Below are 26,796 nucleotides of genomic sequence, written 5' to 3'. Positions count from 1 at the left end.
CCGCCCGCGGCATGTCACCAGCCTGCCAGTGCCCGGGCACCGGGGCGACCTGCAAAAAGTCCCGCCGCGGTTGCGGCGGGACTCGATGTGAGCGGGTGGATCAGTGGGCGAGCTCGACCGGCTTGGCAGAGCCGATGTCGATGGCAAGGTCGCCGACGTAGTTCTTCCGGAGCGCGAAACGGTCCCGGCTGTTGGCCTTCACCCAGTCAGCGGCCTTCGCCGCGGCTGCGTCGGCCTGCGCGTGGGTCTCCCACGTGCTGAGCGAGACGAAGGCCTCCTTGTCGACCTGGGCAACCCCGTAGGACACGAAGCCGTCGCTCTTCTGGAAGAGCGGCGCCATCCCGGTCCTGGCCTGGGCGGCGATCTCGTCGAAGGTGCCGGACTTGATGTCGTAGAGCGCGATGCGTGTGCAACGCATGATGTGCCTTCCTGGTGATGAAGCGGCCTGCGTAACCCGCACGCCGGTTCCACTCATGACAGTACGTCCGATCTGCAAAACTAGCAATAGATTTCCATGATCATCTTTTCAGGTATATTTCCGGGTCATGCCCTGGGGATTCCTGACCAACCACGCCCAGGCGCTGCTGTGCATCGCCCGAGACCCGGGTGTGCGCCTGCGCGAGATCGCCACCACCCTCGGCATCACCGAGCGCGCAGCCTTCGGCATCGTCACCGACCTGGTGGATGCCGGCTACGTGCTCAAGGACAAGGACGGGCGGCGCAACCGCTACCGGATCCAGGGCGACCAGCCGCTGCCCGAGGCCCTGCTCCGCCAGCGGACGGTCGGCCAGCTGATCACCCTCCTCGCCCAAACCGACGCTGGCAGCCGCGACCACGGCTGAAGCGCCGGCATACCGGCTGTGCCGTGAAAGGGTGCGCCCTGCCGCGGCTGCAACCTCGGCAGGGGGCACCCTTCCCCGGCCAAAGCGGTCGACCGGAACGGCCGCGACCGGTCAGGCCATCTCGGGCACGTGCAGGTGCGCGAGCGCGATCTCCATCTCGGCGACGTCGTCGACCGTGGCCCCGGACTCCTGGGCGGCCCGCTGCCGGATGCTCCCCATCTGCTCACGGCTGGCCTCGAGGGCTTCCGCGTTGTCGTAGGTGACCGTCCCCACGGCCCGCCCGGCCTGGCGGTTGATGAGCAGGCTGGCGCTGCAGAAGCCGAAGAGCTCCTGGACGCGGGGGAGGACGACCATCTTGAAGATGTCGGTGGCGCGGTCCGCGCTGGCCGGGTCACCGCTCAGCCAGGTGATGCGGGCACAGGCGCCGCTGGGCGTGGGGTGGTCCCGGTGGACCACCGCGACCTCCCAGGTGTCGACCTCGCTGGGGCCCGCGCCGAGGACCTGCTCGGCCCTGCTGCGCAGTGGGCGGGCCGACTCGGCCGACGCCGTCATGGCGTCCTCGGTCTGCCACGCGGTCGTGGCGATGCAGCGGCCGGACCGGCGGTCCACCAGGACTGACATCCCGACGCACCCGTCGATGCCGCTCACGGCAGGCAGGACCTCGTCGCGGACGACGGTGAGGCCGTCGTCGATCCGGGCCGGGTCCGCCTGCATGCTGCTGGTACGTGCGTGCACGACGCGCTCCTCTGCTCGAGGCAGCGCCCCGACGGCGCCGCCGTCCCCGGCCACGCTTCTCCCCGGGGATGCCCGGGTCAATAGTCACCGTGACGTAGCCCGAGGGACGCCGACGGAGCTCAGAGCAGGCCGCGCGACTTCAGCAGCAGGTAGTGGTCGGTCAGCGCCACCGGCAGGTCCGCCGGCGGGGCGTCCAGGACGTGCACCCCGAGCCGGCCCAGCACCTCGCCGGTGCGCTCGCGCAGCGCGGTCGTACGCTGCGCGGCGGCCGCGTCGTAGACCGTCTCGACGCTGTCGCGCCCGCGGCCCATGCGGGCGAGCTCGGGGTCGGCGACCGAGGCCAGCACCACCCGGTGGTGCCGGGTGAGGGTGGCGAGGGTGGGCAGCAGGCTCTCCTCGACCGCAGCCGGCTCCAGCGAGGTCAGCAGCACCACCAGGGAGCGTCGTCGGCTCAGCCCGCCCACGGCCCCGGCCAGCGCCGACCAGTCGGCCTCCAGCAGGGCCGGCTCCAGCGGCGCCATGGCGGTGACGAGGTCACCGAGCAGCTCGGTGCGCGAGGCGCCGGTCACCCGGGCCCGGACCACGCGGTCCCCGGCCAGCAGATCGACCCGGTCGCCGGCCCGGGACGCCAGCGCTGCGAGCAGCAGCGCGGCGTCCATCGAGGCGTCCAGACGCGGGCTGTCGTCGACCCGGCCGGCCGAGGTCCGGGAGGTGTCGAGCACGAGGATCACCCGCCGGTCCCGCTCGGGCTGCCACGTCCGCACGACGACCCCGCCGCGTCGGGCGGTCGCCCGCCAGTCGATGCTGCGCACGTCGTCGCCGGCGACGTAGTCGCGCAGCGAGTCGAACTCGGTCCCCTGGCCGCGCACCCGCACCGCCGAGCGTCCGTCGAGCTGGCGCAGGGTGGCCAGCCGGCTGGGCAGGTGCTTGCGGGAGGTGAACGGCGGCAGCGCCCGGATCACCCCGGGCACGTCCAACGAGCGCTGCCGGCCGGCCAGCCCGAGCGGACCGAGGCTGCGCACGGTCACGCGGTCGGCGCGCCGGTCGCCGCGCCGGGTGGGGGTCAGCCGGGTCGTGACCCGGGCGCGCTCACCGGCCCGCACCGAGACGGTATGCCGTTCGCCAGCCGCCCCGGCCGAGGGCTGCCAGGCGTCACGGACCACCGCCCGCAGGCGCCGGCGGGTCGGGTTGGTCAGCAGCAGCGTGCTCTCCCCGACCTCACCGAGGCGGACCTGGCCGCTCGGCCGGCGTTCGAGCACCAGCCGGCCGGGGCCGACCGCCAGGGCCAGGTCGAGCCCGACGGCGAGCACGACCACCGCCCACCAGGTGAGGACGGTGGACCCGGTGGGCCAGATCAGGACCGGCACGATCCCGAGCAGGATCGCCAGCGGCGCCCGACCGGTCAGCGCCACGACCGCCGCCCCCCTCCGAGCGGGAGGTGGGCACACGGCATACGGCAGGAGGGCATGGTCAGCGGGGGACGGGCACGGCGGACAGGGCGCTGGCGAGCACGGAGGCCACGTTGACCCCCTCGAGCTCGGCCTCGGGACGCAGCTGCAGGCGGTGCGCCAGCGTGGCCTGGGCGAGCGCCTTGACGTCGTCGGGGGTGACGAAGTCGCGGCCGTTGAGCCAGGCCCAGGCCCGGCTGGTGGTCATCAGGGCGGTGGCGCCACGCGGGCTGACGCCCAGGGCCAGCGACGGCGACTGACGCGTCGCCCGGGCGATGTCGACGATGTAGCCGGCCACCTCGGGGGAGACGGTCACCCGGCGCACCGCCTCCGCGCCGGCGGCCAGGTCCTGCGGCCCGGCGACCGCCTGCACACCGGCCCCGGCGAGGTCGCGCGGGTCGAAGCCCTCGGCGTGCCGGGTCAGGACGGTGACCTCGTCCTCCCGGGGCGGCAGCGGCAGCTGCACCTTGAGCAGGAACCGGTCGAGCTGGGCCTCCGGCAGCGGGTAGGTGCCTTCGTACTCCACCGGGTTCTGCGTCGCGGCCACCAGGAACGGCGACGGCAGCGGGCGGGGCAGCCCGTCGACGGAGACCTGCCGCTCCTCCATCGCCTCCAGCAGCGAGGCCTGCGTCTTGGGCGGCGTGCGGTTGATCTCGTCGGCGAGCAGCAGGTTGGTGAACACCGGGCCCTCGCGGAAGGAGAACTCGGCCGAGTGGGCGTCGTAGACCAGTGACCCGGTGATGTCGCCGGGCATCAGGTCGGGGGTGAACTGCACCCGCTTGGTCTGCACGTCCAGGGCGGCGGCCAGCGACCGCACGAGCAGGGTCTTGGCCACGCCGGGCACGCCCTCGAGCAGGATGTGCCCCCGCGCGAGCAGGGCGATGATCACGCCCGAGACGGCCGCCTCCTGGCCGACGACGGCCTTGGCGACCTCGTGCCGGACGGCCATGAGGGCCTCACGCGCTCGGGTGGACGACGCCACGGTGCTGGTCTCGGTCATGGTCGGCGGACCTCTTTCTCCAGGACGGCCAGCAGCTGGCCGAGGGCGATCAGGGACGAGTCGTCGGCGGGTGGACGGGTCAGCGCGGCGCCCACCTCATCGGTGCGCCGGCCGGTCACCGCCGCGACCGCGGCGGCGAGAGTGGCCGGGTCGGTGCCGCGCGGCAACCCGAGGTATGCCGTGAGCCGGTTCCGGGTGCCGGCCTGAAGCACGGCCGCGGCCCGGGTGCGGTCCCCGGCCTTGCGGTACATGCGGGAGCGGCTGCGGGTGGTCTCGGTCGCGCTGACGACCGCGGGCAGCGGCTCGACGACCAGGCGGCCGAGCCGACGCCCGCGCCACAGCACCAGGGCCAGCACGGCGCTGGCGCCGAGCACCAGGCCGGGCCCGAGCCACCGGGGCAGCAGGGCGTCGAGCGAGGTGGGGTCGGTGACCGGCACGTCGAGGTCGCTGGCGACGTACCACAGCACGTGGTCGGTGCCACCGGTCAGCCGCAGCGCGATCGCGGCGTTGTCCGCGCGCAGGATGCTGCGGTTGGCCAGCGCCTCGGGACTGCCCAGCAGCACGACCCTGGGGTGTGATGCGGACGCGTCCACCGAGGCCATGACGCCGCCGCCGAGGTCGGCGAAGCAGGTGCTGACGCTAGGCGGGAAGTAGTGCCGGGGCAGGTAGACCCGGTCCCCGCCGGAGATCTCCAGGCCACGACCCAGGGAGGGCTCGTCGCAGCCGGCGGGGACCGCGTCCCAGACCGGGCCGGCACGGACGTCGACCGGCAGGCCCAGCCCCTCGGTGACGTCCTGGCCGGGGTCGAGCAGCACGATCGACGACGCCCGGCGGGCGTGGCGGCCGAGGTGTGCCGTCGTGGTGCGCGACAGGCTCGCGGTGCTGGTGACCAGGACCGTGGTGCCGGCGTCGACCCCGGCGTCCAGCAGCTCGGCCTCGGAGCGGACCACGTCGACGCGCACCCCGTGCTGCTGCAGGACCTCGGCCAGCGCGCGGGCGCCGCCCGGGCCGGCGTTGTCGGGGTCCAGCGGAGCCGCGTTCTCCGCGGAGGTGCCGGTGAGCACGGTCAGCACGACCGCGGCCAGCAGGATGAGCAGCCCGATGCCGGCCGCGGCGCGGTGCCGCCGCAGGCGCGCCAGCAAGCCCCCGGGACCGGTGCCGGTGCCCGCTCCGGTCATGGTGCCGGTCTCGACGGTGGTCACGGCGCCACCGCGGGGTCGGCAGAGGTCAGCACCGGGCGGGTGCGGGTCAGCCGTGCGTCGAGCGCCACGACCTCCTCCGCGTCGGCCCGGCCGAGGTGGCGCTCGCCGTAGCGGACGGCGTCGAACAGGTCCGCGGCCCGGCGCAGGGCGTCGACCTCGTCGGGGAAGCGGGGCGCCAGGGCCAGCGCCACCTCGTGGGCGGTGCTGCCGGGGGTGTCCTCCAGCAGGGTCCGGTCGGCCGCCTCGCGGGTCAGCGCGCGGTAGGCGTCGGCCAGGGCGTCGTCGAAGCGGCCCTCGGCCAGCGCGGTGGCGACCCGCGCGCGATACATGGCGGCCGTGGTCAGGGGGTCGGTGAGCACGGCCGCGCCGTGGCCGGGGAGGCGGCGCTCCCGCCGGACCCGGGGCAGGACGAACGCCAGGAGAGCGATGGCCGCGGCGGCGACGAGAGCGGTGACCAGAGGCGACCAGCCGGCCGCGCCCTGGCTCTGCTCGAGCAGCCGGTGCCACTGCTCCTGCAGCCAGTCCGCGAGCCGCTGCAACAAGGGTGCCTGGTGGTGGTACGCCGGCCGGGCCAGCTCCTCGCGCAGCCAGTCGCGGGCCTGCCCGGGGGAGGGCTGGAGGGCACGCGGCAGCAGGACCGGTCGGCTCATGGCTCGCGTCTCAGCCCCGGCGGCCCGCGGCGTCGGCAGCAGCGGCGCGGATCAGCGTGACGTCCAGGCCTTCGAGCCGGATCCGGCGGTCGATGTAGAGCAGGCCGACCACCCCCGCGACGAACGGGGTGGTCAGCGTGCCGGACACGATCTTGCCCAGGTGGGAGGCGATCACGACCATCACCAAGCCACTTTGAAGGTTGTCGCCGGTGGCCGCCATGCCGACGAAACCCACCAGCGAGAAGGGGACCGAGAGCATCGAACCGGCTATCGCGGCGATGACCGACACGAGCAGGATGATGCCGAAGGTGCGCCAGAAGACCCCCCGGGTCAGGGCGAAGGAGCGCCGCAGCGCCGGCCGGACCCCCAGACCCTCGAGGACGATCGCCGGTGCGGCCAGGGCGGTGCGGGTGCTCAGCCAGATCGAGCCGGCCACGCAGGGGAGCCCGGCGAGGACCCCCACGAGCAGCCCCGTCCCGGCGTTGACGTTGAGGGCGAGGAGGAGGCCGACGCCGGCGACGACCACGGTCGGCACCACGATCGCCAGGTCCACCAGCAGACGGGCGCCCAGGATGGGCAGCAGCCGGCGCCGGGTGCTCGACCAGGTGCGCCCCATCGTGGTCCGCCGGCCGAGGACGGCCTCGCCGATCACATGGGACAGCAACCCGCTGAGCAGGCCGATGGCCAGCCAGGTGAAGAGCGACTGCACCAGGCTTGCGGGCAGGGTGCCGAGGCTGCCCACGGTCGAGGTGCCGTCGGGTGAGGGCAGAGACACCATCGTCACCAGGGCCGAGATGACGGCCGAGGGGATCAGGCAGGCCAGGAGGACCACCGCGGACAGCCCCAGGGTGGCCCCGGGGTTGCGCCGGATCGCCTTGATGGACCCGTCCATCACGTCGCCCAGGCCGAGTGGGCGGAGGGCGACGACGCCCGGCTTGTGCAGCACCGGCATCGCCCAGGCCGGGGGCGCGGGAGGCCCCACGGCCGGTGCCGCGCCCGGCGCGAACGCGGGCGCAGCACCGGGCATGGTGGCCGTGGGGTGGTCAGGGGCGAGCTGGCCCGGAGGCGGATAGGCCTGGCCCGGTGGCGGGTAGCCGCCGTGCTCCGTCATCTCAACCCCCGTATCCCGGTGCGTGGCTCACGCCATGATCGCCCATCCGGGGTCACGGCGCAGGCAGTAGCGTCAGTGCGTCACATGCCGGGGATCTTGGCGACCTGGCTCGCCGCGGGCGTGGTGATCGGATTGACGGCGTCCCACTCGGTGAAGTCCATGGTGCCCTTGTCCTTGCCGGTGGGCACGGACACGCGCAGCAGGTGGTGGGTCTCGTCAGCGGCGATGTAGAGCTTGGCGTCGTCGCCGCCGACCCGATCACTGAGCACCCACGCGTCCTGGCCGTTGACGGTGCCCGCCTCGACCCGGGTGGTCAGCTTGGCGAAGGCCGGCATGCTCTTGTCCTCGAACATGCTCTTGAGCAGCGAGGTCACCGTCAGGTCGTCCATGCCCTCGGCGGCGTCGGCGGGCAGCTTGACGTACTTGTCACCGATCATCTGCGCGGCCTCGGCGCCGGCGTTCTTCTTCCAGTACTCCTTGGTGGAGCGCAGGTAGACGGTGCCGCCCACGCGGCGCAGCTCGAAGGTGCCCTCGTTTCCGGCGCCCACGCTGCCGGTCACGTCGCCGGCCTTGGTGCCCGCGAGGTCGAGCAGCAGGTGCTCGCCGTCCGAGGTCATGTCGCCCTTGAGGTGCACGCTGGACGCGGCGAGGGCGCTCGCGCGGGCCTTGCTGTAGAGGACTTCAGCGGACGGCTTGCTCGGGGCCTTCGTCGTCGTGGAGGCGCTGCCCTTGGCCGAACCGGACGCGGCCGGGCCGCAGGCCGTCAGGGCGAGGACGCCGGCGAGGGCGAGGACGGGAACGGCCGGGACACGGCGCATGGACATGGGCATGGAGAGACCCCCCGGGACTCAGAGACGGAATGCGCGACCCGTCACGAATTGTCCGGATCGGGCGGAACCTATCAGTTCCCTGTGGGCGCCCTTGCCCGCAGGGATCAGCCGCTGACGGCGTGCACGGCCAGCACGCGCTCGGCCTGCGCGGGGGAGCAGGCGCGGGCGCCCAGGGACTCCTGACGGGCCACGACCCCCGGCTCCTGGCGGCACAGCAACAGGCCGCGACGCCACAGCACCAGCGGCGGCTTGCGTCGCTCGGACAGGTCGCGCAGGAACCGGCGCCAGAACGTCAGCCAGCGGTTGTGCCGCACGCAGAACGCCTCCAGCAGCAGCCCCTGGGCCGCGAGCGCCGGGATGATCTCCGCGGCGAAGATGCCCTCGGCCAGGATGACGTCGTCCGGCCCGGCGTGGACGGTGGCGTGCCCGGTCGCGCGGGAGGCGCCGATGTCGTACTGCGGCAAGCGCACCCGACCGTGCGTCACGAGCTCGGTCAGTGCGGCCACCGCCCGGTCGGCGTGCCAGGAGTCGGGGTGGTCCCAGTCGACGATGCCCATCTCGAGCACCGGCAGCCGCGGGTCGTCCCCGTCGCGGTAGAAGTCGTCGAGGCGGACGACGGGCCAGCCGTGCCGCTCGGTGAGCCGTCGCGCGAGCCGTGACTTGCCCGACCCGCTCGGCCCGGCCAGGACGACCACCCTGCGACGGGCCGGCGCGCCCGCCGGGGCGGCGGGGGAGTCGTGCACGGACACCGGGGCGGGATCAGCTGGCACGGACCCAGATTGTATGCCGTCCGCCCACCTCCTCCTTCTTCCTTCCGCCGCGAGGGGGACGGAGGTCACGGAAGGGTCGCGAGTGCTGGCGCGGCCGGTATACCGCGGCGCATGCTGGAGGCATGGGCAGCCTGCACCGGGCCACTGCGGCGACGGTGCGTGCCGTCGTGGCGATGGGGCACGCGCTGGGGGTCACTCACGTGCCGCCGCAGCCGACCGCTCCGCCGCTGCAGCGGATCTGCTCCGACCTGCACCGGCTCGACCTCGAGCGGGAGTGGCTGCTGACCAACCCGCCCGTGCCCGCGCTCTACCACCGGCTGCTCGCGGTCAGCTGGGCCTACGACCACGCGCTGCGCGACGCCTGCAGCGCCCTCGGGGTGCCCGCCCCGGAGCGGGACCCGTTCGGGCAGGCCGAGCGGCTGGCCACCGAGGCGGAGCTGAGCGCGGCCGGCCTGCGCTGGTGATCGCGGCCCCGAACGGAACGCACCGAGGGACCCCGCGCCAGGCGCGAGGTCCCTCGGTTCAGGGGCTAGGGGGTGCTCAGACGCCCTTGGGGTGCCAGACCGTCTTGGTCTCGAGGTAGGCCCGCATCCGCGACAGGTCCGGCGTGACCGTCCAGTCCGGCTCGACCGCGGACTCACCGGTGCCGGCCGGGCGCACGACCCGCTTGAGGTTGTCGGTGGCGGCCAGCTCCAGGTCGCCCCACGCGAGGCCCTCGGCGCCGGCCGCGCCGGCCAGGTCGATCGCGTTGACGTCCATGTGCGAGGCCAGCCACGGGGCCACCTCGGCGGTCCGGCCGGTGATCAGGTTGATCACGCCGCCGGGCACGTCGGAGGTGGCCAGCACCTCCGAGAGGGTGATCGCCGGCAGCGGCCGGTCCTCGCTGGCGAGGACGACGGCGGTGTTGCCGCTGACCACGATCGGCGCGAGCACCGAGACCAGGCCGAGCAGCGAGGACTTCTGCGGCGCCAGGGCGGCGACGACACCGGTGGGCTCGGGCGCCGAGATGTCGAAGTACGGACCCGCCACCGGGTTCAGGCCGCCGAGGACCTGGGCCAGCTTGTCCGGCCACCCGGCGTACCAGACCCACCGGTCGATCGCCTGCGACACCAGCGTCTCCGCCTTGGCGGCGGTGACGCCCTCGGCCGCGGCGACCTCGGCGACGAACTGCGCGCGCCGGCCCTCCATCAGCTCCGCGACGCGGTAGAGCACCTGCCCGCGGTTGTATGCCGTGGCGCCGGCCCACTTGGCGAACGCCCCCCGCGCGGCGACGACCGCGTCACGGGCGTCCTTGCGCGAGCCCATGGCCGCGTTGGCCAGGAACCGGCCGCGGGTGTCGGTCACCTCGTAGGTGCGACCGGACTCGCTGCGGGGGAACGCACCGCCGACGTAGAGCTTGTAGGTCTTGCGGATCTCGACCCGCGGCTCGGCGGCCTCGGTGGTCGCCTTCTTCCGGGTTGCGGCGGGGCTCACTTGGCGGCTCCTGTCGTGACGTAGGCCTCGAGGCCGTGGCGGCCACCCTCGCGGCCGTAGCCGGACTCCTTGTAGCCACCGAAGGGCGAGGTCGGGTCGAAGCGGTTGAAGGTGTTGGCCCAGACCACGCCGGCGCGCAGCTGGTCGGCCATCCAGAGGATGCGCGAACCCTTCTCGGTCCACACGCCGGCGGACAGGCCGTAGGGCGTGTTGTTGGCCTTGGCCACCGCCTCCTGCGGGGTGCGGAAGGTCAGCACCGACAGGACCGGGCCGAAGACCTCCTCCTGGGCGATGCGGTGGGTCTGCGAGACGCCGGTGAACACCGTGGGGGCGAACCAGAACCCGCGCTCGGGCAGGTCGCACGGGGCGGTCCAGCGCTGTGCGCCCTCGGCCTCGCCGATGTCCGACAGCTCGCGGATGCGGGCCAGCTGGGCGGCGGAGTTGATCGCGCCCACGTCGGTGTTCTTGTCCAGCGGGTCGCCGACGCGCAGGGTCTTCAGGCGGCGCTTGAGGCGGCTGATGACCTCCTCGGCCACGGACTCCTGGACCAGCAGGCGCGAGCCCGCGCAGCAGACGTGGCCCTGGTTGAAGAAGATGCCGTTGACGATGCCCTCGACGGCCTGGTCGATCGCGGCGTCGTCGAAGATGATGTTCGCCGCCTTGCCGCCGAGCTCCAGCGTGGCCCGCTTGCGAGTGCCGGCGATGGAGCGGGCGATGGCCTTGCCCACGTCGGTGGAGCCGGTGAACGCGACCTTGTCGACGCCCGGGTGCTCGATCACGGCGCGGCCGGTGTCGCCGGCGCCGGTGAGGATGTTGACCACGCCCGCCGGCAGGTCGGCCTGCTGGCAGACCTCGGCGAACAGCAGCGCGGTGAGCGGCGTGGTCTCGGCCGGCTTGAGCACCACCGTGTTGCCGGCGGCCAGGGCCGGGGCGATCTTCCACGCCAGCATCAGCAGCGGGAAGTTCCACGGGATGACCTGGCCGACGACGCCGATCGCGCGCGGGTTGTCCCCGAGGCCGGCGTAGTCCAGCTTGTCGGCCCAGCCGGCGTGGTAGAAGAAGTGCGCGGCGGCGAGCGGGACGTCGACGTCGCGCGACTCCTTGATCGGCTTGCCGTTGTCGATGCTCTCCAGGACCGCGAACTCGCGGGCGCGCTCCTGCAGGAGGCGCGCGATACGGAAGAGGTACTTGCCGCGCTCGGCGCCGGAGAGGCGACCCCAGGCGCCGTCGTAGGCGCGGCGGGCCGCGCGGACCGCGCGGTCGACGTCGGCCTCGCTGGCCTCCGTGACCTCGGCAAGGACCTCCTCGGTGGCGGGGCTGATGGTCTTGAAGGCGGAACCGCCCTCGGACTCGACGAACTCACCGCCGATGAACAGCCCGTAGGAGGGCTTGATGTTGACGATCGCCCGCGACTCAGGTGCGGGCGCGTACTCAAACTTGGACACAGTTATCGCCTCGCGGGTTTCAGTCGATCGTGACGTAGTCGGCGCCGGAGTAGTGGCCGGTGGCCAGCTTCTGGCGCTGCAGGAGGAGGTCGTTGAGCAGGCTCGAGGCGCCGAAGCGGAACCAGTCCGGGTCGATCCAGTCCTCGCCGGCGATCTCGTTGACCATGACGAGGTACTTCATCGCGTCCTTGGTGGTCTTGATCCCGCCGGCCGGCTTGACGCCGACCATCTGGCCGGTGAGCTCGCGCCAGTCGCGGACGGCCTCGAGCATGATCATGGTGACGGGCAGGGTCGCCGCGGGGGAGACCTTGCCGGTCGAGGTCTTGATGAAGTCGCCGCCGGCCAGCATCGACAGCCAGGACGCGCGACGGACGTTGTCGTAGGTGACCAGCTCGCCGGTCTCCATGATGACCTTCAAATGAACGTCGGACCCGTTCGCCCTGTTCTCGTCGCAGACCGCCTTGATCGCCGCGATCTCCTCGAACACCTGCAGGTAGCGGCCGGAAAGGAACGCGCCACGGTCGATGACCATGTCGATCTCGTCGGCGCCGTTCTTGATGGCGTCGCGCGTGTCGGCCAGCTTGACCTCCATCGACGCGCGCCCGGAGGGGAAGGCGGTGGCGACGGCGGCGACGTGGATCCCGGTGCCCTGCAACGCATCCACGGCCACGGGGACCAGGTCGTTGTAGACGCAGACGGCGGCGACGCGCGGCGTCGACTGGTCCGACGGGTCGGGGTTCCTGGCCTTGGCGCACAGCGAGCGCACCTTGCCCTCGGTGTCCGCGCCCTCGAGCGTGGTCAGGTCGATCATGCCGATGGCGGTGTCGATCGCCCACGCCTTGGCGGTGGTCTTGATCGAGCGGGTGCCCAGGCCGGCGGCGCGCGCCTCGGCGCCCACCTGGTCGACGCCGGGGAGGCCGTGGAGCCACGTCGTCAGCGCGGCGTTGGTCAGGGTGCCGACACCAAGCAGGTCGGCTGCTCTCTCGGCTGCGGGGGAAGAACTCACCCGGCGAGTCTATCGGCCTATGCTCGTGGCTCTAGACGCCCCGAACGGCGCCCGCCGCGTGCGACGCCACAGCCGAAGAACCCGAGGTCATGACCCCTCCCGCCACCGCCACCACCAGCCGGACCTACCGCCAGCGTTCGTCCCAGCTGGTCGCGTTGCTGTTCATCGCCGCCGCCGCGGTGCTCATCGGATCGATGCTCCTCTCCTGGAGCACCGACGCCTCGCCCTTGTTCCTGAGCATCCTGCTGCTGGGCATCGCCGGCTCGTGGGCGATGTTCCTGCGCCCGGCGGTGGTCGTGGACAGCGACGGGGTGACGCTGCGCAACGTCGTGCGCGACGTGCACGTGCCGTGGCAGCTGCTCACCGACGTCGAGGCGCGGTGGAACGTGCGCGTCTTCGTCGGCGAGCGCGGCTACACCGCCTGGGCGGTCTCCTCCCAGATCGACCGGCCCAAGGGCGCGACCGGCGGCCTGCTCGGCGCCGGCTTCGGTGCCTCCTCGACGCTGCAGCGCATCAGCAAGGAGGACACCGCCGGTGCCCCCGAGCCCGGCGGGCGCAAGGTGACCTCGCGCTCGGTTGCCGACATCATCGAGGACACCAAGGCGGCGTATGCCGCGGCCGTCGCCCGCGGCGAGATCACCCCGCCGGCCGAGCCGCGCGTGACCGTGCGGTGGGTGCCGCTCGTGCTGGCCGTCCTCGCGGTGCCGGCGCTCGGCGTACTCCTCTTCGCCGTCCTCTGAGCGACCCGTCCTCCCGCGCCCGCGCACTGTCGGTGGGTCGCGCGACACTGACGGACATGGCCTATGACGAGGAACTCGCCAACCGGATCCGCGAAGCGGTGCAGGACGAGCCGGGCATCCGCGAGAAGCGCATGTTCGGCGGCCTCGGGTTCCTGGTCGGCGGCAACCTGGCCGTCTCGGCGAGCGGGCAGGGTGGCCTCATGGTTCGCGTGGACCCCGCCGACACCGGGGCGCTCGTCGACGGCCGCGCAGTCCGGCGGATGGTGATGCGCGGGCGCGCGATGGATGGCTGGCTGCAGGTGGACCTCCACGCGGTCGAGGACGACGAGCAGCTCCAGGGCTGGGTCGACCGCGGCCTGGCCTACGCGCGCTCCCTGCCGCCGAAGTAGGGGCGCCTTGCGCAAGTTGGGGCTGCCGGGAGGGCCAATACCGGCCCCTCCCGCAGCCCTGACTTGCGCACAGTGGGGTCAGACGGAGGTGAGCTGCTCCATCGCGGCCCGGACCTCCGCCAGTCGTCGGCCGGCCTCGGACCGCGCGGACGCCAGGTCCGAGCCCGCCACCGGCACGACCGCCTCGAGGTAGACCTTGAGCTTGGGCTCGGTCCCGCTGGGCCGGACGATCACCCGGCTGCCGTCGGCCAGGTAGTAGCGCAACCCGTCGGTGGGCGGCAGCTGCTCCGAGCCTGCGGCCAGGTCGTCCGCGCGCTCGACCGCGACCCCGGCGACCTCAGCCGGCGGGGCCTCGCGCAGCCGCTGCATCACGGTGCCGATGAGGGACAAGTCGGCCACCCGCACCGAGAACGAGTCGGTGGCGTGCACGCCGTGCGTGACCGCCAGGTCGTCCAGCACGTCGAGCAGGGTGCGGCCCTGGGCCTTGAGCATCGCCGCCATCTCGGCCACCATCAGCGCGGCGCTGACCCCGTCCTTGTCGCGCACGGTCTCCGGGTCGACGCAGTAGCCGAGGGCCTCCTCGTAGCCGTAGCGCAGCCCCGGCACCCGGGAGATCCACTTGAACCCGGTGAGCGTCTCCTCGTGCCGCAGCCCGGCCGCGTGGGCCATGGCCGCGAGCAGCCGCGAGGACACGATCGAGTTGGCGAACACCGCGTCCGCACCGACCCCGCGCTAGAGGACGTGGGCGCCCAGCAGGGCACCCACCTCGTCGCCGCGCAGCATCCGCCAGCCCGTGGGGTTCTCGTCGGTGGCCGCGGCAGGGTCGGGCACGGCGACCGCGCACCGGTCGGCGTCCGGGTCGTTGGCCAGCACCACGTCCGGGTGCACCCGGCGGGCCAGCTCGAGGGCGGCGTCGATCGCGCCGGGCTCCTCGGGGTTGGGGAAGGAGATGGTCGGGAACGCCGGGTCCGGCGCCGCCTGGCTGCCCACCACGTGAGGGGCGCGGAAGCCGGCCCGCTCGAACGCGGCGAGCACCACGTCGCTTCCCACCCCGTGCAGGGCGGTGTGGACCACGTCGACGTCACGCGGGCTGTCCGCGGCGACGACGGCGGCGGTCGCGTCGAGGTAGGCCTCGAGCACCTCGTCCCCGAGCGTGGTCCAGCCGGACTCGGCGCGCGGCACCGAGGCCACCGTGTCGACCCGGGCGATCTGGGTGGCGATGTCGGCGTCGGCCGGCGGCACGATCTGGCTGCCGTCACCGAGGTAGACCTTGTAGCCGTTGTCCTGCGGCGGGTTGTGGCTGGCGGTGACCATGACCCCGGCCGCGGCGCCGAGGTGGCGCACCGCGAACGCGAGCACCGGGGTCGGCAGCGGCCGCGGCAGCACCATCGCCCGCCCGCCGGCCGCGGTCACCACGGCCGCGGTGTCGGCCGCGAACACGTCGGAGTTGTGACGCGCGTCGAAACCCACGACCACCAGCGGGCTCTCCTCGCGCTGCTGCAGGTATGCCGTGAGTCCGGCTGCCGCGCGGATCACCACGCTGCGGTTCATCCGGTTGGGCCCGGCGCCGAGGGCGCCGCGCAGCCCGGCGGTGCCGAACTCCAGCATCCCGGCGAACCGGTCGGCCAGGTCGGCGGCCGCGGCGGCGTCGCCGTCGCGGACCGCGGCAAGCACGCCGTCGAGCTCGGTGCGGGTGGCTGTGTCGGGGTCGTCGTCACGCCACGCCGTGGCGGCCTCGACGAGCTCGGCGACCTCCCTCCCCGGGGTCACCGGGGTGCTGTCCCCGCGGCCGTGCCGCGCGAGATACGTCATCTCGGGTCCCTTTCAGATCTTCGCGACCACGGCGGCGAGGAGGTGGCCGCAGCGCTCGGCGGCGGCCTTGCCGGCCTCGAGCACCTCGGCGTGGTCCAGCGGCTGGTCGGAGATGCCGGCAGCAAGGTTGGTGACCAGGGAGATGCCAAGCACCTCCAGGCCGGCCTGGCGCGCGGCGATCGCCTCCAGGGTCGTGGACATGCCGACCAGGTCACCGCCGATGACCTTGGCCATCTGCACCTCGGCCGGGGTCTCGTAGTGCGGGCCGCGGAACTGCACGTAGACGCCCTCGTCGAGGTCGGCGTCGACCTCGCGGGCCAGGTCGCGCAGGCGCGGGGAGTACAGGTCGGTCAGGTCGACGAAGTTCGCGCCCTCGATGGGGGAGTGCGCGGTCAGGTTGATGTGGTCGCGGATGAGCACCGGGGTGCCCGGGCCCCAGGCGGGGTTGAGCCCGCCACAGCCGTTGGTCAGCACGATCGTGCGGCAGCCGGCCGCGGCGGCGGTGCGCACCGCGTGGACGACCGAGCGCACGCCCTTGCCCTCGTAGAAGTGGGTGCGGGTGCCGTAGACCAGGGCCCGGCGGCCGGTGCCACCGATGGCCACCGAGCGCATGACGCCGGAGTGGCCGGCCACCGCGGCCTTGGCGAAGCCCGGCACGTCGGCGTTGTCGATCGTCGTCAGCGTCTCGCCGATGAGGTCGCCGGTCTGGCCCCAGCCCGAGCCGAGCACCAGCGCCACGTCGTGCTGGGCCACCCCCGTGCGCTCGGCGATGACCGCCGCAGCAGCCCGGGCCACCTCGAAGGGGTCGGTGGCGGGATCGGACAGGTCGAGGGCGGGGGGTGCGGTCTCAGTCACGGGCGCAGCCTACCCAGCAGGCAGCGCCCCGGCCTCCGCCCCGGCCGCCGCTGGCCTCGGCCTTGTCAGGCGTTGGAGGCCCGCGCGCAGGCTGCTCTGAGGTTGGGCTGCGACACTGCCGCCGTGACCGACGACCAGCAGCCGAGCCAGACCCCGACCGGCCCGGACCGCCGCACCGCCCTGGTGTCCCTCGCGGCAGTGCTGGGGGCCGCAGCCTGCGCCCCCGCCCGCCAGGACCGCTCGACCGCGCCGACGGCCCCGGCGTCCCCGTCGACGTCGACGGCGCCCCCGGCCAGCCCGTCCTCGACGGCATCGACCAGTGCGGCCAGCGGGCCGGCTCCGCAGCCGGCCATCGCCCGCACGAGCGGACCCGACATCGTCCATGGTCCGCGCAGCCGGCAGGAGGTGGCGCTGACCTTCCATGGCGCCGGTGACCCGGCCATCGCGCGCCAGCTGCTGCAGGTGCTCAGGACCCACCAGGCCCGCGTCACTGTCTTCGCCGTCGGACAGTGGCTGCAGGCCGAGCCGCACATGGCCGCCGAGGTCCTGGCCGGGGGCCACGAGCTCGGCAACCACACCTGGAGCCACCAGCAGATGAAGCAGCTGACGGCGGACCAGGCCCGCACCGAAGCGGTGCGGGGCGCCGAGGCGCTGCGCGCGGCCACGGGCACGGCCGGCTGGTGGTTCCGTCCCTCCGGCACGCTGCACAGCACGGCGACGATCCGGGCGGCAGCCAAGGCCGCGGGATACCACCGGTGCGTCTCCTACGACGTCGACCCGGAGGACTTCCGTGACCCGGGCGCCGCGCTCGTGCGCTCGCGCACGCTCGCGGCGGTGCAGCCCGGCTCGATCGTCAGCCTGCACTTCGGCCACCAGGGCACGCTCACAGCGCTGCCGGCGATCCTCGACGGGCTCAAGGCCAAGGGGCTCGAACCGGTCACGTTGTCCCGACTGCTCCGCGACGGCGCCTGACCTCTGCCACCATGTCGAGGACTCCCTCACCCACCCCTCGAAAGGGACGCTCAGTGCTGACCCCGCACCGCCCCGGCCACCGCACCGCGGCCGCGCTCGCCGTCTCCGTTGCCGTGCTCCTGTCGGGCTGCGCCGCCACCGGCGGGGGCTCCAGCGCGGCTACGACCCGGGCGACGTCCGCCCCGGGCACCGGCGCCCCGTCGAGCACCAGCGCGACGCCCTCGTCCGGCCCGTCCTCGGCGACGACGTCGGTCGCCGACGCGGTCTACGCGCACACCGGGGCCGGCGCCCTGACCGGTGCGGCGACGAGCGCGAAGCCGCTGGTCTACGTGCCCAACACCGTGTCCAACACCGTCCAGGTCATCGACCCCACGACCTACAAGGTCATCGGGCGGTTCCCGACCGGGCGCGAGCCCCAGCACGTCGTGCCCAGCTGGGACCTGAAGACCCTCTGGGTCAACGACGACCTGGGCAACGACCTCATCCCGATCGACCCGCGCACCGGCAAGGCCGGCCGCCGGGTCGCCGTCGAGGACCCCTACAACCTCTACTTCACCCCCGACGGCAAGTACGCCCTGGTCATGGCCGAGCGGCTGCGCCGCATCGACGTGCGCGACCCGCACACGATGAAGCTCATCCGGTCGCTGCCGGTGCCCTGCTACGGCGTCAACCACGCCGACTACTCCGCCGACCTGTCCTTCTTCGTCGCGAGCTGCGAGTTCAGCGGCAAGCTGCTGGTCATCGACAAGGACGCCACGAAGCTGCGCAAGGTCATCGACCTCAACGCCGTGCCGACCAAGGGCGCCACCTCGCCGCAGCACGCGCACAGCATGGGCGGCCCCAAGAGCAACCTGCGCCCCGGCGCCTCGGCGATGCCGCAGGACGTGCGGCTGACCCCCGACGGCACCCGGTTCCTCGCCGCCGACATGCTCCGCAACGGCGTGTGGGTCATCGACGCCAGGACCCTGAAGATCCAGCGCTTCATCCACACCGCGCTCGGGACGCACGGCATCTACCCCTCGCGCGACGCCACCCGGCTCTACGTCAGCAACCGCGACGCCGGCTCGGTCTCGGTGCTCGACGCCGCGACGCTGAAGATCGTGGCCACGTGGACCATCCCCGGCGGCGGCTCCCCGGACATGGGCGGGGTCAGCGCCGACGGCACCAAGCTGTGGCTCTCCGGGCGCTACCACGGCGTGGTCTACGTCTTCGACACCCGCACCGGCAAGGTGCTGCGCCGGATCCCGGTCGACGCCGGCCCGCACGGTTTGGCCGTCTGGCCCCAGCCGGGGCGCTACTCCCTGGGCCACACCGGCAACATGCGCTGACGCTTCGCGGGACCCGCGCACGGTGAGGGACCCCGGTATGCCGCGTGGCGGCATACCGGGGTCCCGTCCTTCACGTCAGTGCAGGACGGCGAGCCGGGCCCGCATCGGGGACCGGGTCGCGCCGCCGGTCGAGGTCGACGCGGAGGCCGACGACGGGACCGGCTGCGGCAGTGGCGCGCAGGTGGCGTCGGCCCGCGAGCCGGACTTGCGCTCCGGCAGCGTCCCGTCGGCCAGGTAGGCCGCGATCTTGCTGTCCAGGCAGGTGTTGCCCGACAGCGAGAACGCGTGGTTGGTCCCGCCGGGCAGCGCGATCAGCGACGCCTCCGGGAAGCGCCGGCGCACCTCGAGGCTGCCCGGGTACGGCGTGGCCGCGTCGAGCGTCTCGTCGACGAGCAGGATCGGCGGCGCGTCACGCCCGTCGACGTGCACCGGGTCGTGGGCGGCGGCCGGCCAGACCCGGCATGGCTCGTTGAACCACGCGTTGCTCCAGGTCAGGAACGGCGCGGCCTTCGCCACCCGGGTGTTGTCGCGCTTCCAGGTCGACCACTTCTGCGGCCACGGCGCGTCGACGCACTGCACGCCGAGGTACATCGCGTAGCCGTTGTCGTCGCCCACGGAGGCCGAGCCGTTGTAGGCGTCGACCAGCGTCTTGCTGTTCGGGGTGTGCACCCAGCCGCTGAACAGCGAGGCCAGGTCCGGCCACAGGAACTGCACGTAGCCGGCGCCGGTGAAGATGTCGGTCCACTCGGCCGCGCCGACGACCCCGCCGGCCGGGTCGGTCTGGAGCTTGTCCTTGGCGTCGTACCACTGCTGCTCGACCGCGTGCTCGGTGGCGCCGAGGTGGTAGGTCGAGTCGTACTTCGCGATCCAGCCGAAGAACTTGGTCAGCACGACCTCGAAGGCGTAGTCCTGGTCGAGGTTGTCCTGGTACCAGACCCCGCGCGGGTCGACGTTGGAGTCGAGCACGAAGCGGCGGACCTTGTCGGGGTAGAGCGTGGCGTAGACCTGCCCGAGGTAGGTGCCGTAGCTGAAGCCGTAGAAGTTGAGCTTGCTGGCGCCGAGGGCCGAGCGGATGCTGTCCATGTCCTTGGCCGAGTCGACCGTGGTCAGGTGCTCGAGCAGCGCGCCGCCCGCGCGACCGCACGCCTGGGCGTAGCCGGCGGCCTTGGTGAGCCAGGCGCTGACCGACCCGTGCACCGGGTCGTACGGCGGGCGCGGCCCCGCGGTGTAGTTGGGGTCGCAGGACAGGGCGGGCTGGCTGGAGCCGACGCCGCGGGGGTCGAAGCCGATCCAGTCGTAGGCCTTGCCCGCGTTGCCGGGCACGAAGCCGCCGAGGATCGAGTAGATGAGGCCGGAGCCGCCCGGCCCGCCGGGGTTGACCAGCATGACGCCCTGGTACTGGCTGTCCGGGACGGTGTGCAGCACCCGCGAGATCGCGAGCTTGACCTTCGCGCCGCCGGGGTCGGCGTAGTCCATCGGCACCGTCACCGTGCCGCACTGCGCGTGGGCCTGTTGCAGCGTCGGGTCCGAGCAGCTCCCCCAGGCCACCGACGTGGCCGTCGCGGCGGTGGTCGTCCGGGTCCCCGGCGACGCCGCCGCCAGCCCCACTGGCGTCGCGGCCAGCGTCCCCACCGCCACCGCGGCGGTGACCACGATGGTGAGTCGCTTCATGACGTTTCTCCCCTCCGGCGGTCGTGCGTCGAGCGCCTCGTGCAGGTCTACGCCGGGCGGTGGCCGGGTGGCTCCGCAGAAGGGACGACAGCGGCTACGCCGCCTGCCGGTATGCCGTGTGCCAGCCAACGGGGGTTGTCAAACACGACCGAACGCACCAAATCCGTCGAATCCCGGGCCCGGGAGGGTCGATTCGACGGATTCAGTGCGTTCGGTGGGGTCCTAGTCCGCGACGGCGAGGGACGGGGTCTGCCGGGGGGTGAGCGTGACCCGGTCGCCGGGGGAGAAGCGGGCGACCGCGTCGTTGTCGACCTGGCACATGAGCTCCAGCCCGTCGTCGGTGCGCGCGGTCACCCGGCCCCACGACCCCAGGAAGCTGGACGTCAGCACCGTCGCGCTGCCCTGCGGGTCGGCGGCGACGGTGAGGCTCTCCGGTCGCAGCAGCACGGTGGCGGGGCCGGAGCCGGCGGAGCCGGGCAGCAGCGGCACGCTGGCCCCCAGCACGCGCGCGTGGCCGTCGGCGACGGTCGCGGGGACCCGGTTGGTCAGTCCGACGAAGTCCGCGACGAATGCCGACGCCGGTCGGGAGTAGAGCTCCTGCGGTGCGGCGAGCTGCTCGAGGTTGCCGGCGCGCATGACCCCGACCCGGTCGGCGACGGCGAGCGCCTCCTCCTGGTCGTGGGTGACGAACAACGTGGTCGTGCCGACCTCGAGCTGGATCCGGCGGATCTCGTCACGCAGCTGGACACGCACCTTGGCGTCGAGGGCGGACAGGGGCTCGTCGAGCAGCAGCACCTGCGGCTCGATGGCCAGGGCGCGCGCCAGGGCCACGCGCTGCTGCTGGCCGCCGGACATCTGGTGGGCGTAGCGGTCGGCCTGCTCGGAGAGCCCGACCAGGTCCAGCATCAGCGCGGCCCGCTCGCGCCGCTGCGCCGCGGAACGGCCCCGCATCTGCAGCCCGAACTCGATGTTCTGCCGTGCGGTCATGTGCGGGAACAGGCTGTAGGCCTGGAAGACCATGCCCATGTCGCGCTTGTTGGTCGGCACCCGGGTCAGGTCCCTCCCCCCGACCTCGACCCGGCCGGAGTCGGCGTCCTCCAGCCCGGCGAGCACGCGCAGCGCGGTGGTCTTGCCGCAACCGGAGGGGCCGAGCAGCGCGACGAACTCGCCGGGCGCGATCTCCAGGGTTAGCCCGTCGAGGGCGTGGATGCTGCCGTAGAACCGCCGCAGCTCGGTGAGCCGGACCCCGACGCCCTTGACGGCGGCGTCGGCGGAGGTCGTCGTGGTGGTCGTGGACATCAGCTCTCCTTGGCGCGGCGGCGGCCGCGACGGGTGAAGGGGGACCGGGCCTCGCGGCGGGTGACGCCCACGAAGGACAGGGCGAACAGCACGGCGAAGGCGAACGCCAGGGCAGCCAGGGCCACCGCGACCGAGACCTGGGCATCGCTCTTGCCCAGGCGGAAGATCGCGACCTGCAGGTTCACCCGGCTGTAGAGGTTGGCGATGGTGAACTCGCCCAGCACCAGGGCCACGGCCAGGAACGACGCGGACAGCACCGCGGTGCGCAGGTTCGGCAGGATGATGCGGGTCATGATCGTGAACCACGACGCCCCGAGCGAGCGCCCCGCCTCCGAGAGGGTCTTGACGTCGATGGCCCCGAGCCCGGCGTCCAGCGCGCGGTAGGCGTAGGGCAGCACCAGGACGACGTAGGCGAAGCAGAGCCAGATCGTGTCCTCGCTGAGCAGGTAGGTCACCCACGCGTAGACCGGGGTCAGGCCGACGACCAGCACGATGGCCGGGATGGTCAGCGGCAGCAGGCAGATGAACTCCACCGTGCGGCGCAGCCCCGGCAGCCGCAGCCGCACCCACGTCATGGTCGGCACGAGCAGCACCAGCATGATCACCACGGTGAGTACGGCCAGCCCGGCGGAGGCGATCAGGCCTTCCTTGAGGTCGGGGTAGTTGGCGTCGATCGTGCCGAAGTCGACCAGCTTGCCCCAGGTGTCCAGGCTGCGGCCGGAGCCGCCGGCGCCGCGGGTCGTGAACTCCAGCATGCCGAACAGCGGCAGGGCGAAGAAGGTGAGCACCAGCCCCACGACGACCCAGCGGAAGATCGCCTGCTTGCGGCGTCGCGCCGCCTGCAGGCTCATCGGCCCAGCCACTTCGACGTGCGCCGCTCGAGCAGCGCGTAGAGCGTCATGACCACCGCGACCACCGCGACCATGGCCAGTGCCATCGCCTTGCCGATGTTCTCCTGGCCGAGGATGACCTCGGAGCTGAAGGTGCCGGCGATGTTGAGCGGCAGGATCGGCGAGCCCTGCGAGACCAGGGCGGCAGCGGTGGCATAGGCGCTGAAGGCGTTGGTGAACAGCAGCAGGGTCGCGCCGATGAAGGACGGCGCCAGGATCGGCCCGCCGACGCGGCGCCAGTAGTCCCAGGCGCTGCCGCCCAGGGTCTCGGCGGCCTCGCGCCACTGCGGGCGCAGGCCCTCCACGGCGGGCAGGAAGACGATGAGCATGAGCGGGATCTGGAAGTACGTGTAGACGAGCATCAGGCCCTTGTTCCACTCGAACAGCCAGGTGCTGTTGCCCAGGTCGACGCCGATCGACTGCAGCCGCAGGGTGAGGAAGCCCTGCAGGCCCACGGTGGCGATGAAGGCGAAGGCCAGGGTCACGCCGCCGAACTGGGCCAGCACCCCGCACAGGGAGGTGACCAGCCGGCGCAGGGTCCCACCCTCGCGGGCGGTGGTCACGGCGTACGCGAGGAGGCCGCCGACCACCGCGCCGACGACCGACGTCACCGCGGAGAGGATGACCGAGTGCTCCAGCGAGGAGACGATCGCCGGCTGGGACAGGGCCCGGACGTTGCTGGTGGTGAAGGTGTTGTCCTTGCCCAGGAAGGCCCCGATGGCGACGACCAGCGTGGGGATGAGCAGGAAGATCGTGGTGTAGGCGAAGAACGGGAGCACGCCCATGAGGGCGCCCACCGGCATTCCGCCGGTGAGCGCCCCCGGGCGACGTCGGTCAGCCAACGGCGTTGGCCCAGTTCGCGGCCAGGTAGTTCTTGGCCTTCGTCTCCTGCTCCGGCGTCAGGAACACCGGCGTGCCCTGCGTCGGGGGCAGTGCGGAGTGGGCGGCGGCGTCGATGGTGCCGGCCTTGGTCATGGCGTCCTCACGGACCGGGCGGGCGCCGCCCTTGAGCCAGAGGTTCTGGCCCTCGTCGGAATAGAGGAACTCCTGCCACAGCCGGGCCGCCGCCGGGTGAGGGGCGTCCTTGTTGATCGCCTGCACGTAGTAGCCGCCGACGACCGCGTTGGCCGGCACGGCGGTCTTCCAGGCGAGCTTGCCCTTGAGCTTGGCGCCCTGGGCGACATTGAGGTAGTCCCAGTCGATGACGACCGGCGTCTGCCCGGACTCGATCGTCGCCGGCGTCGGGTCGACCGGCAGGAAGTTGCCGGCGTTCTTGAGCTGCTTGAAGAAGTCGACGCCCTTGCTGATGTCGTCGGCGCTGCCGCCGTTGCCGAGGGCGGCCATGACGACGCCGCTGAACGCCGCACCGGCCTTGGTCGGGTCACCGTTGAGCGCGACCTTGCCCTTGTAGGCCGGCTTGAGCAGGTCGGTCACCGACGCGGGGGCGGGGACCTTGCCCGCGTCGTAGCCGATGCTCATGTAGCCGCCGTAGTCGTTGACCCAGGTCCCGTTGGCGTCCTTGAGCTTGTCCGGCACCTGGCCGAACGTCGTCACCTTGTACGGCGCGAACATCGAGGTGTTGGCGCTGGCGACGGCCGCGCTGAGGTCGAAGACGTCGGGGGCCTTGGACTGGCCGCTGAGGTTCTTGGCGGCGGTGATCTCGTCGGCGCTGGAGGCGTCGGGCTGGGCGCTGTCGACCTTGATGCCGTACTTGGCGGTGAACGCCTTGATGATCTCGCCGTAGTTGGCCCAGTCCGGCGGCAGGGCGATGACGTTGAGCGTGCCCTCCTTCTTGGCCGCGGCGACGAGGGCGTCCATGCCGCCGAGGGCCTGCGCCGACGTGGCCGAGGCGGCCTTGTCGCCGGAGGCGGAGGAGCTGCCGGACTTCGCGGGCGGTGAGCAGGCCGCGATACCGACGGCCGCGAGGGCGGCCACCATCGCGACTCCGGCGGGGCGGGCAAAGGTCTTCACGTCAGCCTCCTGGGGTGACATCAGCCGGTCGGCGCGAGGGGAGCCCCCGCGCTGTGGGGGACTGCACCGAACACTGACCACAGCGGGTAAACGGATCATGACGCCTCGGCGTCGATCTGGCCACAGTCCGGAGGGCGCACCCCGGATGGTTGGATAGCGGGCGTGACTGAACGGAAGACGTCTGTTGTCGTGCTCGGTGGGGGTCCCGGCGGCTACGAGGCGGCCCTGGTGGCTGCCCACCTGGGGGCGTCGGTCACCGTCGTGGACCGTGACGGCCTCGGTGGCGCCGCCGTGCTGACCGACTGCGTCCCGTCCAAGACCCTGATCTCGGTCGGCGACTTCATGCAGCGGTTCGAGGCGGCCACCGAGCTCGGGGTGGGCTTCGAGGCCGCGCACGCCGGCGAGGAGGCCACCGCCGACGCCTCGCGGGTCAACGCGCGCATCCTGGCGCTCGCGGCGGCCCAGTCCCACGACATCGAGCAGCGCCTCCTCACCGAGGGGGTGCGCGTATGCCGGGGCGTGGGTCGCGTGCTCGCCCCCGGCCGGGTGCGCATCGAGTCGGAGTCCGGCACCGAGGATGTCGACGCCGAGGTGGTGCTGGTCGCCACCGGCGCCACCCCGCGGGTGATGGACAGCGCCCGCCCCGACGGCGAGCGGATCCTGACCTGGCAGCAGATCTACGCCCTGAAGGAGCTGCCCGAGCGCCTCGTGGTCGTCGGCTCCGGCGTGACCGGCGCCGAGCTGGCCCACGCCTACCTGGGCCTGGGCAGCGACGTCACGCTGGTGTCCTCCCGCGACCGGGTGCTGCCCGGCGAGGACGCCGACGCCGCCGAGGTGATCGAGAACGTCTTCCGCCGCCGCGGCATGACCGTGCTCAACCGCTCCCGGATGGCCTCGGTCGAGCGGACCGGCGACGGGGTCGTCGTGACCCTGGAGGACGGGCGCACGGTCGAGGGCAGCCACTGCCTGCTCGCGGTCGGCTCGGTGCCGCAGACCGCCGGTCTGGGGCTGGAGGAGGCCGGGGTCGAGCTGACCGCCTCGGGCCACATCCAGGTCGACCGGGTCTCACGCACGTCGGCCCGGGGCATCTACGCCGCCGGTGACTGCACCGGGGTGCTGCCGCTGGCCTCGGTCGCGGCGATGCAGGGCCGGATCGCCATGGCCCACGCGCTCGGCGACGCCGTGGCCCCGCTCAACCTGCGCGGGGTCAGCGCCAACATCTTCACCGACCCCGAGATCGCCACGGTCGGCTACTCCCAGAAGGACATCGACGAGGGCAAGGTCGACGCCCACACGGTGATGCTGCCCCTGGCGACCAACCCGCGGGCCAAGATGCAGAACGTGCACGACGGGTTCGTCAAGCTCTTCGCCCGCAAGGGCATCGGCACCGTGGTCGGCGGCGTCGTGGTGGCGCCGCGGGCCTCGGAGCTGATCTACCCGGTCACCCTGGCCGTGCAGCACCGGCTCACCGTCGACCAGCTGGCGGGCACGTTCACGGTCTACCCGTCGATGTCGGGCTCGATCGCCGAGGCAGCCCGCCGCCTGCACACCACCGAATGACGCCGACCTCGCTGCTCCCGGGCGTACCGGGCTCAGGTGGGCGGACCTCAGGCGTCGTGCTGGGGCTTCTGGGGCTGCTGCGGGTGCTGGGACTGCTGCGCCTGACGCTCCTCCTCGGCCCAGCGGGCACGCCGGCGCTCGGAGGTTGCCCGGCGCAGCCGGTTGACCACCGGCACCAGCACCGCGAGCACGACGACCAGGATGATCAGGTTCGTGACGTTGAAACCCGTCGTCGTGGCATGGCCGGCGGTCGCGAGGTGGGGCAGCATGCCCGGCAGTCTAGGCAGCAGCCCACGCCCTGCCGAGGGGTGCACCGGGTCCGTGGCCGGGTAGTGTCCGAACTGTTGCCGGCCAGCACGGGAGGCGAGCGCATGAGCCAGCCAGACGGCGTACCGCACCGGCGGCCCACCGGGTCCGAGCCGCCGATCGAGCCGGAGCAGCCTCCGCCGCCGGAGCGCCCCGTGCCGGTCCCGGAGCCCGAGCCGCTGCCGGGGCAGGAGCCGCCGCAGCAGCCGACCCCGGCCGACCCGGACGCCGACCCGCACCGCCCCGGCTGGGGCGTGCCGACGCCGGAGTGAGACGACGAAGGCCCCGACCAGGTGGTCGGGGCCTTCGCGTGTGCCTGCTGCGGGTCAGTCCTTGATCTCGGCGATGACCGCGCCGTTGGTGACCGTGTCGCCGACCGAGGCCACGATGCCGGTGATCGTCCCGGCTTTGTGGGCGTTGATGGGCTGCTCCATCTTCATCGCCTCGAGCACGACCACCAGCTCGCCCTCGGCGACGGTCTGGCCCTCCTC

28 protein-coding genes and 1 pseudogene are annotated in these 26,796 nt (G+C 72.9%); 8 read left to right on the top strand and 21 right to left on the bottom strand.

Going from position 1 to position 26,796, the window contains the following annotated elements; translation table 11 throughout:
* Positions 1–100: 100 nt before the first annotated feature.
* Positions 101–418 (bottom strand): antibiotic biosynthesis monooxygenase, encoded by a 318-nt coding sequence (locus tag ACXVGS_RS07495; RefSeq protein ID WP_458529011.1) that lies wholly within the window; start codon positions 416–418, stop codon positions 101–103.
* A gap of 127 nt (positions 419–545) precedes the next feature.
* On the opposite strand from ACXVGS_RS07495, the gene ACXVGS_RS07490 reads away from it, so the two are divergent.
* Positions 546–842, top strand: coding sequence for a helix-turn-helix transcriptional regulator (locus ACXVGS_RS07490; protein ID WP_141787313.1), 297 nt, complete (start codon positions 546–548; stop codon positions 840–842).
* Positions 843–953: 111 nt separating this feature from the next.
* Here the strand turns inward: ACXVGS_RS07490 and ACXVGS_RS07485 are convergent, their stop codons facing one another.
* The 8 genes from ACXVGS_RS07485 to ACXVGS_RS07450 all read right to left on the bottom strand — a co-directional run bounded on the left by ACXVGS_RS07485 (position 954) and on the right by ACXVGS_RS07450 (position 8,588).
* On the bottom strand, positions 954–1,577 hold the full coding sequence (locus tag ACXVGS_RS07485) for a hypothetical protein (protein ID WP_458529012.1): 624 nt from the start codon (positions 1,575–1,577) through the stop codon (positions 954–956).
* A gap of 119 nt (positions 1,578–1,696) precedes the next feature.
* Positions 1,697–2,989: a DUF58 domain-containing protein gene (locus ACXVGS_RS07480; protein WP_458529013.1), complete on the bottom strand. Its 1,293-nt coding sequence runs from the start codon at positions 2,987–2,989 to the stop codon at positions 1,697–1,699.
* A 58-nt stretch (positions 2,990–3,047) separates the two neighbouring features.
* Complete coding sequence (locus ACXVGS_RS07475) at positions 3,048–4,025, bottom strand: AAA family ATPase (RefSeq protein ID WP_458529014.1); 978 nt, start codon at positions 4,023–4,025, stop codon at positions 3,048–3,050.
* Entirely contained in the window at positions 4,022–5,227 is a 1,206-nt protein-coding gene (locus tag ACXVGS_RS07470; protein WP_458529015.1) for a DUF4350 domain-containing protein, read from the bottom strand. Before ACXVGS_RS07470 ends, ACXVGS_RS07475 begins: the two co-directional genes overlap by 4 nt.
* Positions 5,224–5,877 carry a DUF4129 domain-containing protein gene (locus ACXVGS_RS07465; RefSeq protein WP_458529016.1) on the bottom strand — a complete coding sequence of 218 codons (654 nt, stop codon included), beginning with the start codon at positions 5,875–5,877 and terminating at the stop codon, positions 5,224–5,226. Before ACXVGS_RS07465 ends, ACXVGS_RS07470 begins: the two co-directional genes overlap by 4 nt.
* Before the next feature lie 10 nt (positions 5,878–5,887).
* On the bottom strand, positions 5,888–6,988 hold the full coding sequence (locus tag ACXVGS_RS07460) for a glycerophosphoryl diester phosphodiesterase membrane domain-containing protein (protein WP_458536792.1): 1,101 nt from the start codon (positions 6,986–6,988) through the stop codon (positions 5,888–5,890).
* Positions 6,989–7,068: 80 nt separating this feature from the next.
* Positions 7,069–7,818 carry a hypothetical protein gene (locus ACXVGS_RS07455; RefSeq protein ID WP_458531732.1) on the bottom strand — a complete coding sequence of 250 codons (750 nt, stop codon included), beginning with the start codon at positions 7,816–7,818 and terminating at the stop codon, positions 7,069–7,071.
* 104 nt (positions 7,819–7,922) lie between these two features.
* Positions 7,923–8,588 (bottom strand): uridine kinase family protein, encoded by a 666-nt coding sequence (locus tag ACXVGS_RS07450; RefSeq protein ID WP_458531731.1) that lies wholly within the window; start codon positions 8,586–8,588, stop codon positions 7,923–7,925.
* A 122-nt stretch (positions 8,589–8,710) separates the two neighbouring features.
* On the opposite strand from ACXVGS_RS07450, the gene ACXVGS_RS07445 reads away from it, so the two are divergent.
* Positions 8,711–9,052 carry a hypothetical protein gene (locus ACXVGS_RS07445; protein WP_458529020.1) on the top strand — a complete coding sequence of 114 codons (342 nt, stop codon included), beginning with the start codon at positions 8,711–8,713 and terminating at the stop codon, positions 9,050–9,052.
* Positions 9,053–9,128: 76 nt separating this feature from the next.
* Here the strand turns inward: ACXVGS_RS07445 and ACXVGS_RS07440 are convergent, their stop codons facing one another.
* From ACXVGS_RS07440 to deoC, 3 genes are read right to left on the bottom strand one after another with little or no spacing between them, the layout of a single operon-like run.
* Entirely contained in the window at positions 9,129–10,061 is a 933-nt protein-coding gene (locus tag ACXVGS_RS07440; protein WP_458529021.1) for an aldehyde dehydrogenase family protein, read from the bottom strand.
* Complete coding sequence (locus tag ACXVGS_RS07435; protein WP_458529022.1) at positions 10,058–11,506, bottom strand: aldehyde dehydrogenase family protein; 1,449 nt, start codon at positions 11,504–11,506, stop codon at positions 10,058–10,060. The genes ACXVGS_RS07440 and ACXVGS_RS07435 overlap by 4 nt, the downstream gene beginning before the upstream one ends.
* A gap of 19 nt (positions 11,507–11,525) precedes the next feature.
* The gene (gene deoC / locus ACXVGS_RS07430) at positions 11,526–12,512 is read right to left on the bottom strand and encodes a deoxyribose-phosphate aldolase (protein WP_458529023.1); all 987 of its coding nucleotides are present in this window, start codon (positions 12,510–12,512) and stop codon (positions 11,526–11,528) included.
* An 89-nt stretch (positions 12,513–12,601) separates the two neighbouring features.
* Here deoC and ACXVGS_RS07425 point away from each other — a divergent pair, with 89 nt between their 5' ends.
* Entirely contained in the window at positions 12,602–13,252 is a 651-nt protein-coding gene (locus ACXVGS_RS07425; RefSeq protein WP_458529024.1) for a PH domain-containing protein, read from the top strand.
* Positions 13,253–13,308: 56 nt separating this feature from the next.
* Positions 13,309–13,641: a TfoX/Sxy family protein gene (locus ACXVGS_RS07420; RefSeq protein ID WP_458529025.1), complete on the top strand. Its 333-nt coding sequence runs from the start codon at positions 13,309–13,311 to the stop codon at positions 13,639–13,641.
* A 78-nt stretch (positions 13,642–13,719) separates the two neighbouring features.
* Here the strand turns inward: ACXVGS_RS07420 and ACXVGS_RS07415 are convergent.
* Both ACXVGS_RS07415 and ACXVGS_RS07410 read right to left on the bottom strand, forming a co-directional pair.
* Positions 13,720–15,453 (bottom strand): annotated as a pseudogene (locus tag ACXVGS_RS07415) (phospho-sugar mutase).
* Between the two features lie 12 nt (positions 15,454–15,465).
* A complete protein-coding gene (locus tag ACXVGS_RS07410; RefSeq protein WP_458529027.1) occupies positions 15,466–16,308 on the bottom strand; it encodes a purine-nucleoside phosphorylase in 843 nt (280 codons plus the stop codon).
* Between the two features lie 123 nt (positions 16,309–16,431).
* Here ACXVGS_RS07410 and ACXVGS_RS07405 point away from each other — a divergent pair, with 123 nt between their 5' ends.
* Both ACXVGS_RS07405 and ACXVGS_RS07400 read left to right on the top strand, forming a co-directional pair.
* Entirely contained in the window at positions 16,432–17,280 is an 849-nt protein-coding gene (locus tag ACXVGS_RS07405) for a polysaccharide deacetylase family protein (RefSeq protein ID WP_458529028.1), read from the top strand.
* 53 nt (positions 17,281–17,333) lie between these two features.
* The gene (locus ACXVGS_RS07400) at positions 17,334–18,608 is read left to right on the top strand and encodes a YncE family protein (protein ID WP_458529029.1); all 1,275 of its coding nucleotides are present in this window, start codon (positions 17,334–17,336) and stop codon (positions 18,606–18,608) included.
* Between the two features lie 75 nt (positions 18,609–18,683).
* Here the strand turns inward: ACXVGS_RS07400 and ACXVGS_RS07395 are convergent, their stop codons facing one another.
* The 5 genes from ACXVGS_RS07395 to ACXVGS_RS07375 form a co-directional block, all read right to left on the bottom strand.
* Positions 18,684–20,279: an alpha/beta hydrolase gene (locus ACXVGS_RS07395; RefSeq protein WP_458536791.1), complete on the bottom strand. Its 1,596-nt coding sequence runs from the start codon at positions 20,277–20,279 to the stop codon at positions 18,684–18,686.
* A gap of 222 nt (positions 20,280–20,501) precedes the next feature.
* On the bottom strand, positions 20,502–21,578 hold the full coding sequence (locus ACXVGS_RS07390) for an ABC transporter ATP-binding protein (RefSeq protein ID WP_458529031.1): 1,077 nt from the start codon (positions 21,576–21,578) through the stop codon (positions 20,502–20,504).
* Positions 21,578–22,429: an ABC transporter permease gene (locus tag ACXVGS_RS07385; RefSeq protein ID WP_458529032.1), complete on the bottom strand. Its 852-nt coding sequence runs from the start codon at positions 22,427–22,429 to the stop codon at positions 21,578–21,580. Before ACXVGS_RS07385 ends, ACXVGS_RS07390 begins: the two co-directional genes overlap by 1 nt.
* On the bottom strand, positions 22,426–23,253 hold the full coding sequence (locus ACXVGS_RS07380) for an ABC transporter permease (RefSeq protein WP_458529033.1): 828 nt from the start codon (positions 23,251–23,253) through the stop codon (positions 22,426–22,428). The genes ACXVGS_RS07385 and ACXVGS_RS07380 overlap by 4 nt, the downstream gene beginning before the upstream one ends.
* Positions 23,254–23,302: 49 nt before the next feature.
* Entirely contained in the window at positions 23,303–24,460 is a 1,158-nt protein-coding gene (locus ACXVGS_RS07375) for an ABC transporter substrate-binding protein (RefSeq protein ID WP_458529034.1), read from the bottom strand.
* A 141-nt stretch (positions 24,461–24,601) separates the two neighbouring features.
* Between ACXVGS_RS07375 and ACXVGS_RS07370 the strand changes: the two genes are divergently transcribed.
* A complete protein-coding gene (locus ACXVGS_RS07370; protein WP_458529035.1) occupies positions 24,602–25,999 on the top strand; it encodes an NAD(P)H-quinone dehydrogenase in 1,398 nt (465 codons plus the stop codon).
* 47 nt (positions 26,000–26,046) lie between these two features.
* On the opposite strand, the gene ACXVGS_RS07365 is transcribed toward ACXVGS_RS07370, so the two are convergent.
* Positions 26,047–26,268 (bottom strand): hypothetical protein, encoded by a 222-nt coding sequence (locus tag ACXVGS_RS07365; RefSeq protein ID WP_458531726.1) that lies wholly within the window; start codon positions 26,266–26,268, stop codon positions 26,047–26,049.
* A gap of 102 nt (positions 26,269–26,370) precedes the next feature.
* Here ACXVGS_RS07365 and ACXVGS_RS07360 point away from each other — a divergent pair, with 102 nt between their 5' ends.
* Positions 26,371–26,577 carry a hypothetical protein gene (locus ACXVGS_RS07360; RefSeq protein ID WP_458529037.1) on the top strand — a complete coding sequence of 69 codons (207 nt, stop codon included), beginning with the start codon at positions 26,371–26,373 and terminating at the stop codon, positions 26,575–26,577.
* 54 nt (positions 26,578–26,631) lie between these two features.
* Here ACXVGS_RS07360 and ACXVGS_RS07355 read toward each other — a convergent pair.
* Positions 26,632–26,796, bottom strand: a 165-nt coding sequence (locus ACXVGS_RS07355) for a biotin/lipoyl-containing protein (RefSeq protein WP_458536799.1), incomplete at its 5' end; no start/stop codon positions are given.

This window comes from Oryzihumus sp., from assembly GCF_054325275.1.
This window is presented reverse-complemented; position numbering and strand designations above follow the sequence as displayed.

Excerpts from the sequence above, each read along its gene's own strand:
- ACXVGS_RS07495 (WP_458529011.1), bottom strand. The coding sequence starts at position 418 with ATGCGTTGCACACGCATCGCGCTCTACGACATCAAGTCCGGCACCTTC.
- ACXVGS_RS07490 (WP_141787313.1), top strand. The coding sequence starts at position 546 with ATGCCCTGGGGATTCCTGACCAACCACGCCCAGGCGCTGCTGTGCATC.
- ACXVGS_RS07475 (WP_458529014.1), bottom strand. The coding sequence starts at position 4,025 with ATGACCGAGACCAGCACCGTGGCGTCGTCCACCCGAGCGCGTGAGGCC.
- ACXVGS_RS07465 (WP_458529016.1), bottom strand. The coding sequence starts at position 5,877 with ATGAGCCGACCGGTCCTGCTGCCGCGTGCCCTCCAGCCCTCCCCCGGG.
- ACXVGS_RS07460 (WP_458536792.1), bottom strand. The coding sequence starts at position 6,988 with ATGACGGAGCACGGCGGCTACCCGCCACCGGGCCAGGCCTATCCGCCT.
- ACXVGS_RS07455 (WP_458531732.1), bottom strand. The coding sequence starts at position 7,818 with ATGCCCATGTCCATGCGCCGTGTCCCGGCCGTTCCCGTCCTCGCCCTC.
- ACXVGS_RS07445 (WP_458529020.1), top strand. The coding sequence starts at position 8,711 with ATGGGCAGCCTGCACCGGGCCACTGCGGCGACGGTGCGTGCCGTCGTG.
- ACXVGS_RS07425 (WP_458529024.1), top strand. The coding sequence starts at position 12,602 with ATGACCCCTCCCGCCACCGCCACCACCAGCCGGACCTACCGCCAGCGT.
- ACXVGS_RS07420 (WP_458529025.1), top strand. The coding sequence starts at position 13,309 with ATGGCCTATGACGAGGAACTCGCCAACCGGATCCGCGAAGCGGTGCAG.
- ACXVGS_RS07395 (WP_458536791.1), bottom strand. The coding sequence starts at position 20,279 with ATGAAGCGACTCACCATCGTGGTCACCGCCGCGGTGGCGGTGGGGACG.
- ACXVGS_RS07390 (WP_458529031.1), bottom strand. The coding sequence starts at position 21,578 with ATGTCCACGACCACCACGACGACCTCCGCCGACGCCGCCGTCAAGGGC.
- ACXVGS_RS07385 (WP_458529032.1), bottom strand. The coding sequence starts at position 22,429 with ATGAGCCTGCAGGCGGCGCGACGCCGCAAGCAGGCGATCTTCCGCTGG.
- ACXVGS_RS07380 (WP_458529033.1), bottom strand. The coding sequence starts at position 23,253 with ATGGGCGTGCTCCCGTTCTTCGCCTACACCACGATCTTCCTGCTCATC.
- ACXVGS_RS07375 (WP_458529034.1), bottom strand. The coding sequence starts at position 24,460 with ATGTCACCCCAGGAGGCTGACGTGAAGACCTTTGCCCGCCCCGCCGGA.
- ACXVGS_RS07365 (WP_458531726.1), bottom strand. The coding sequence starts at position 26,268 with ATGCTGCCCCACCTCGCGACCGCCGGCCATGCCACGACGACGGGTTTC.
- ACXVGS_RS07360 (WP_458529037.1), top strand. The coding sequence starts at position 26,371 with ATGAGCCAGCCAGACGGCGTACCGCACCGGCGGCCCACCGGGTCCGAG.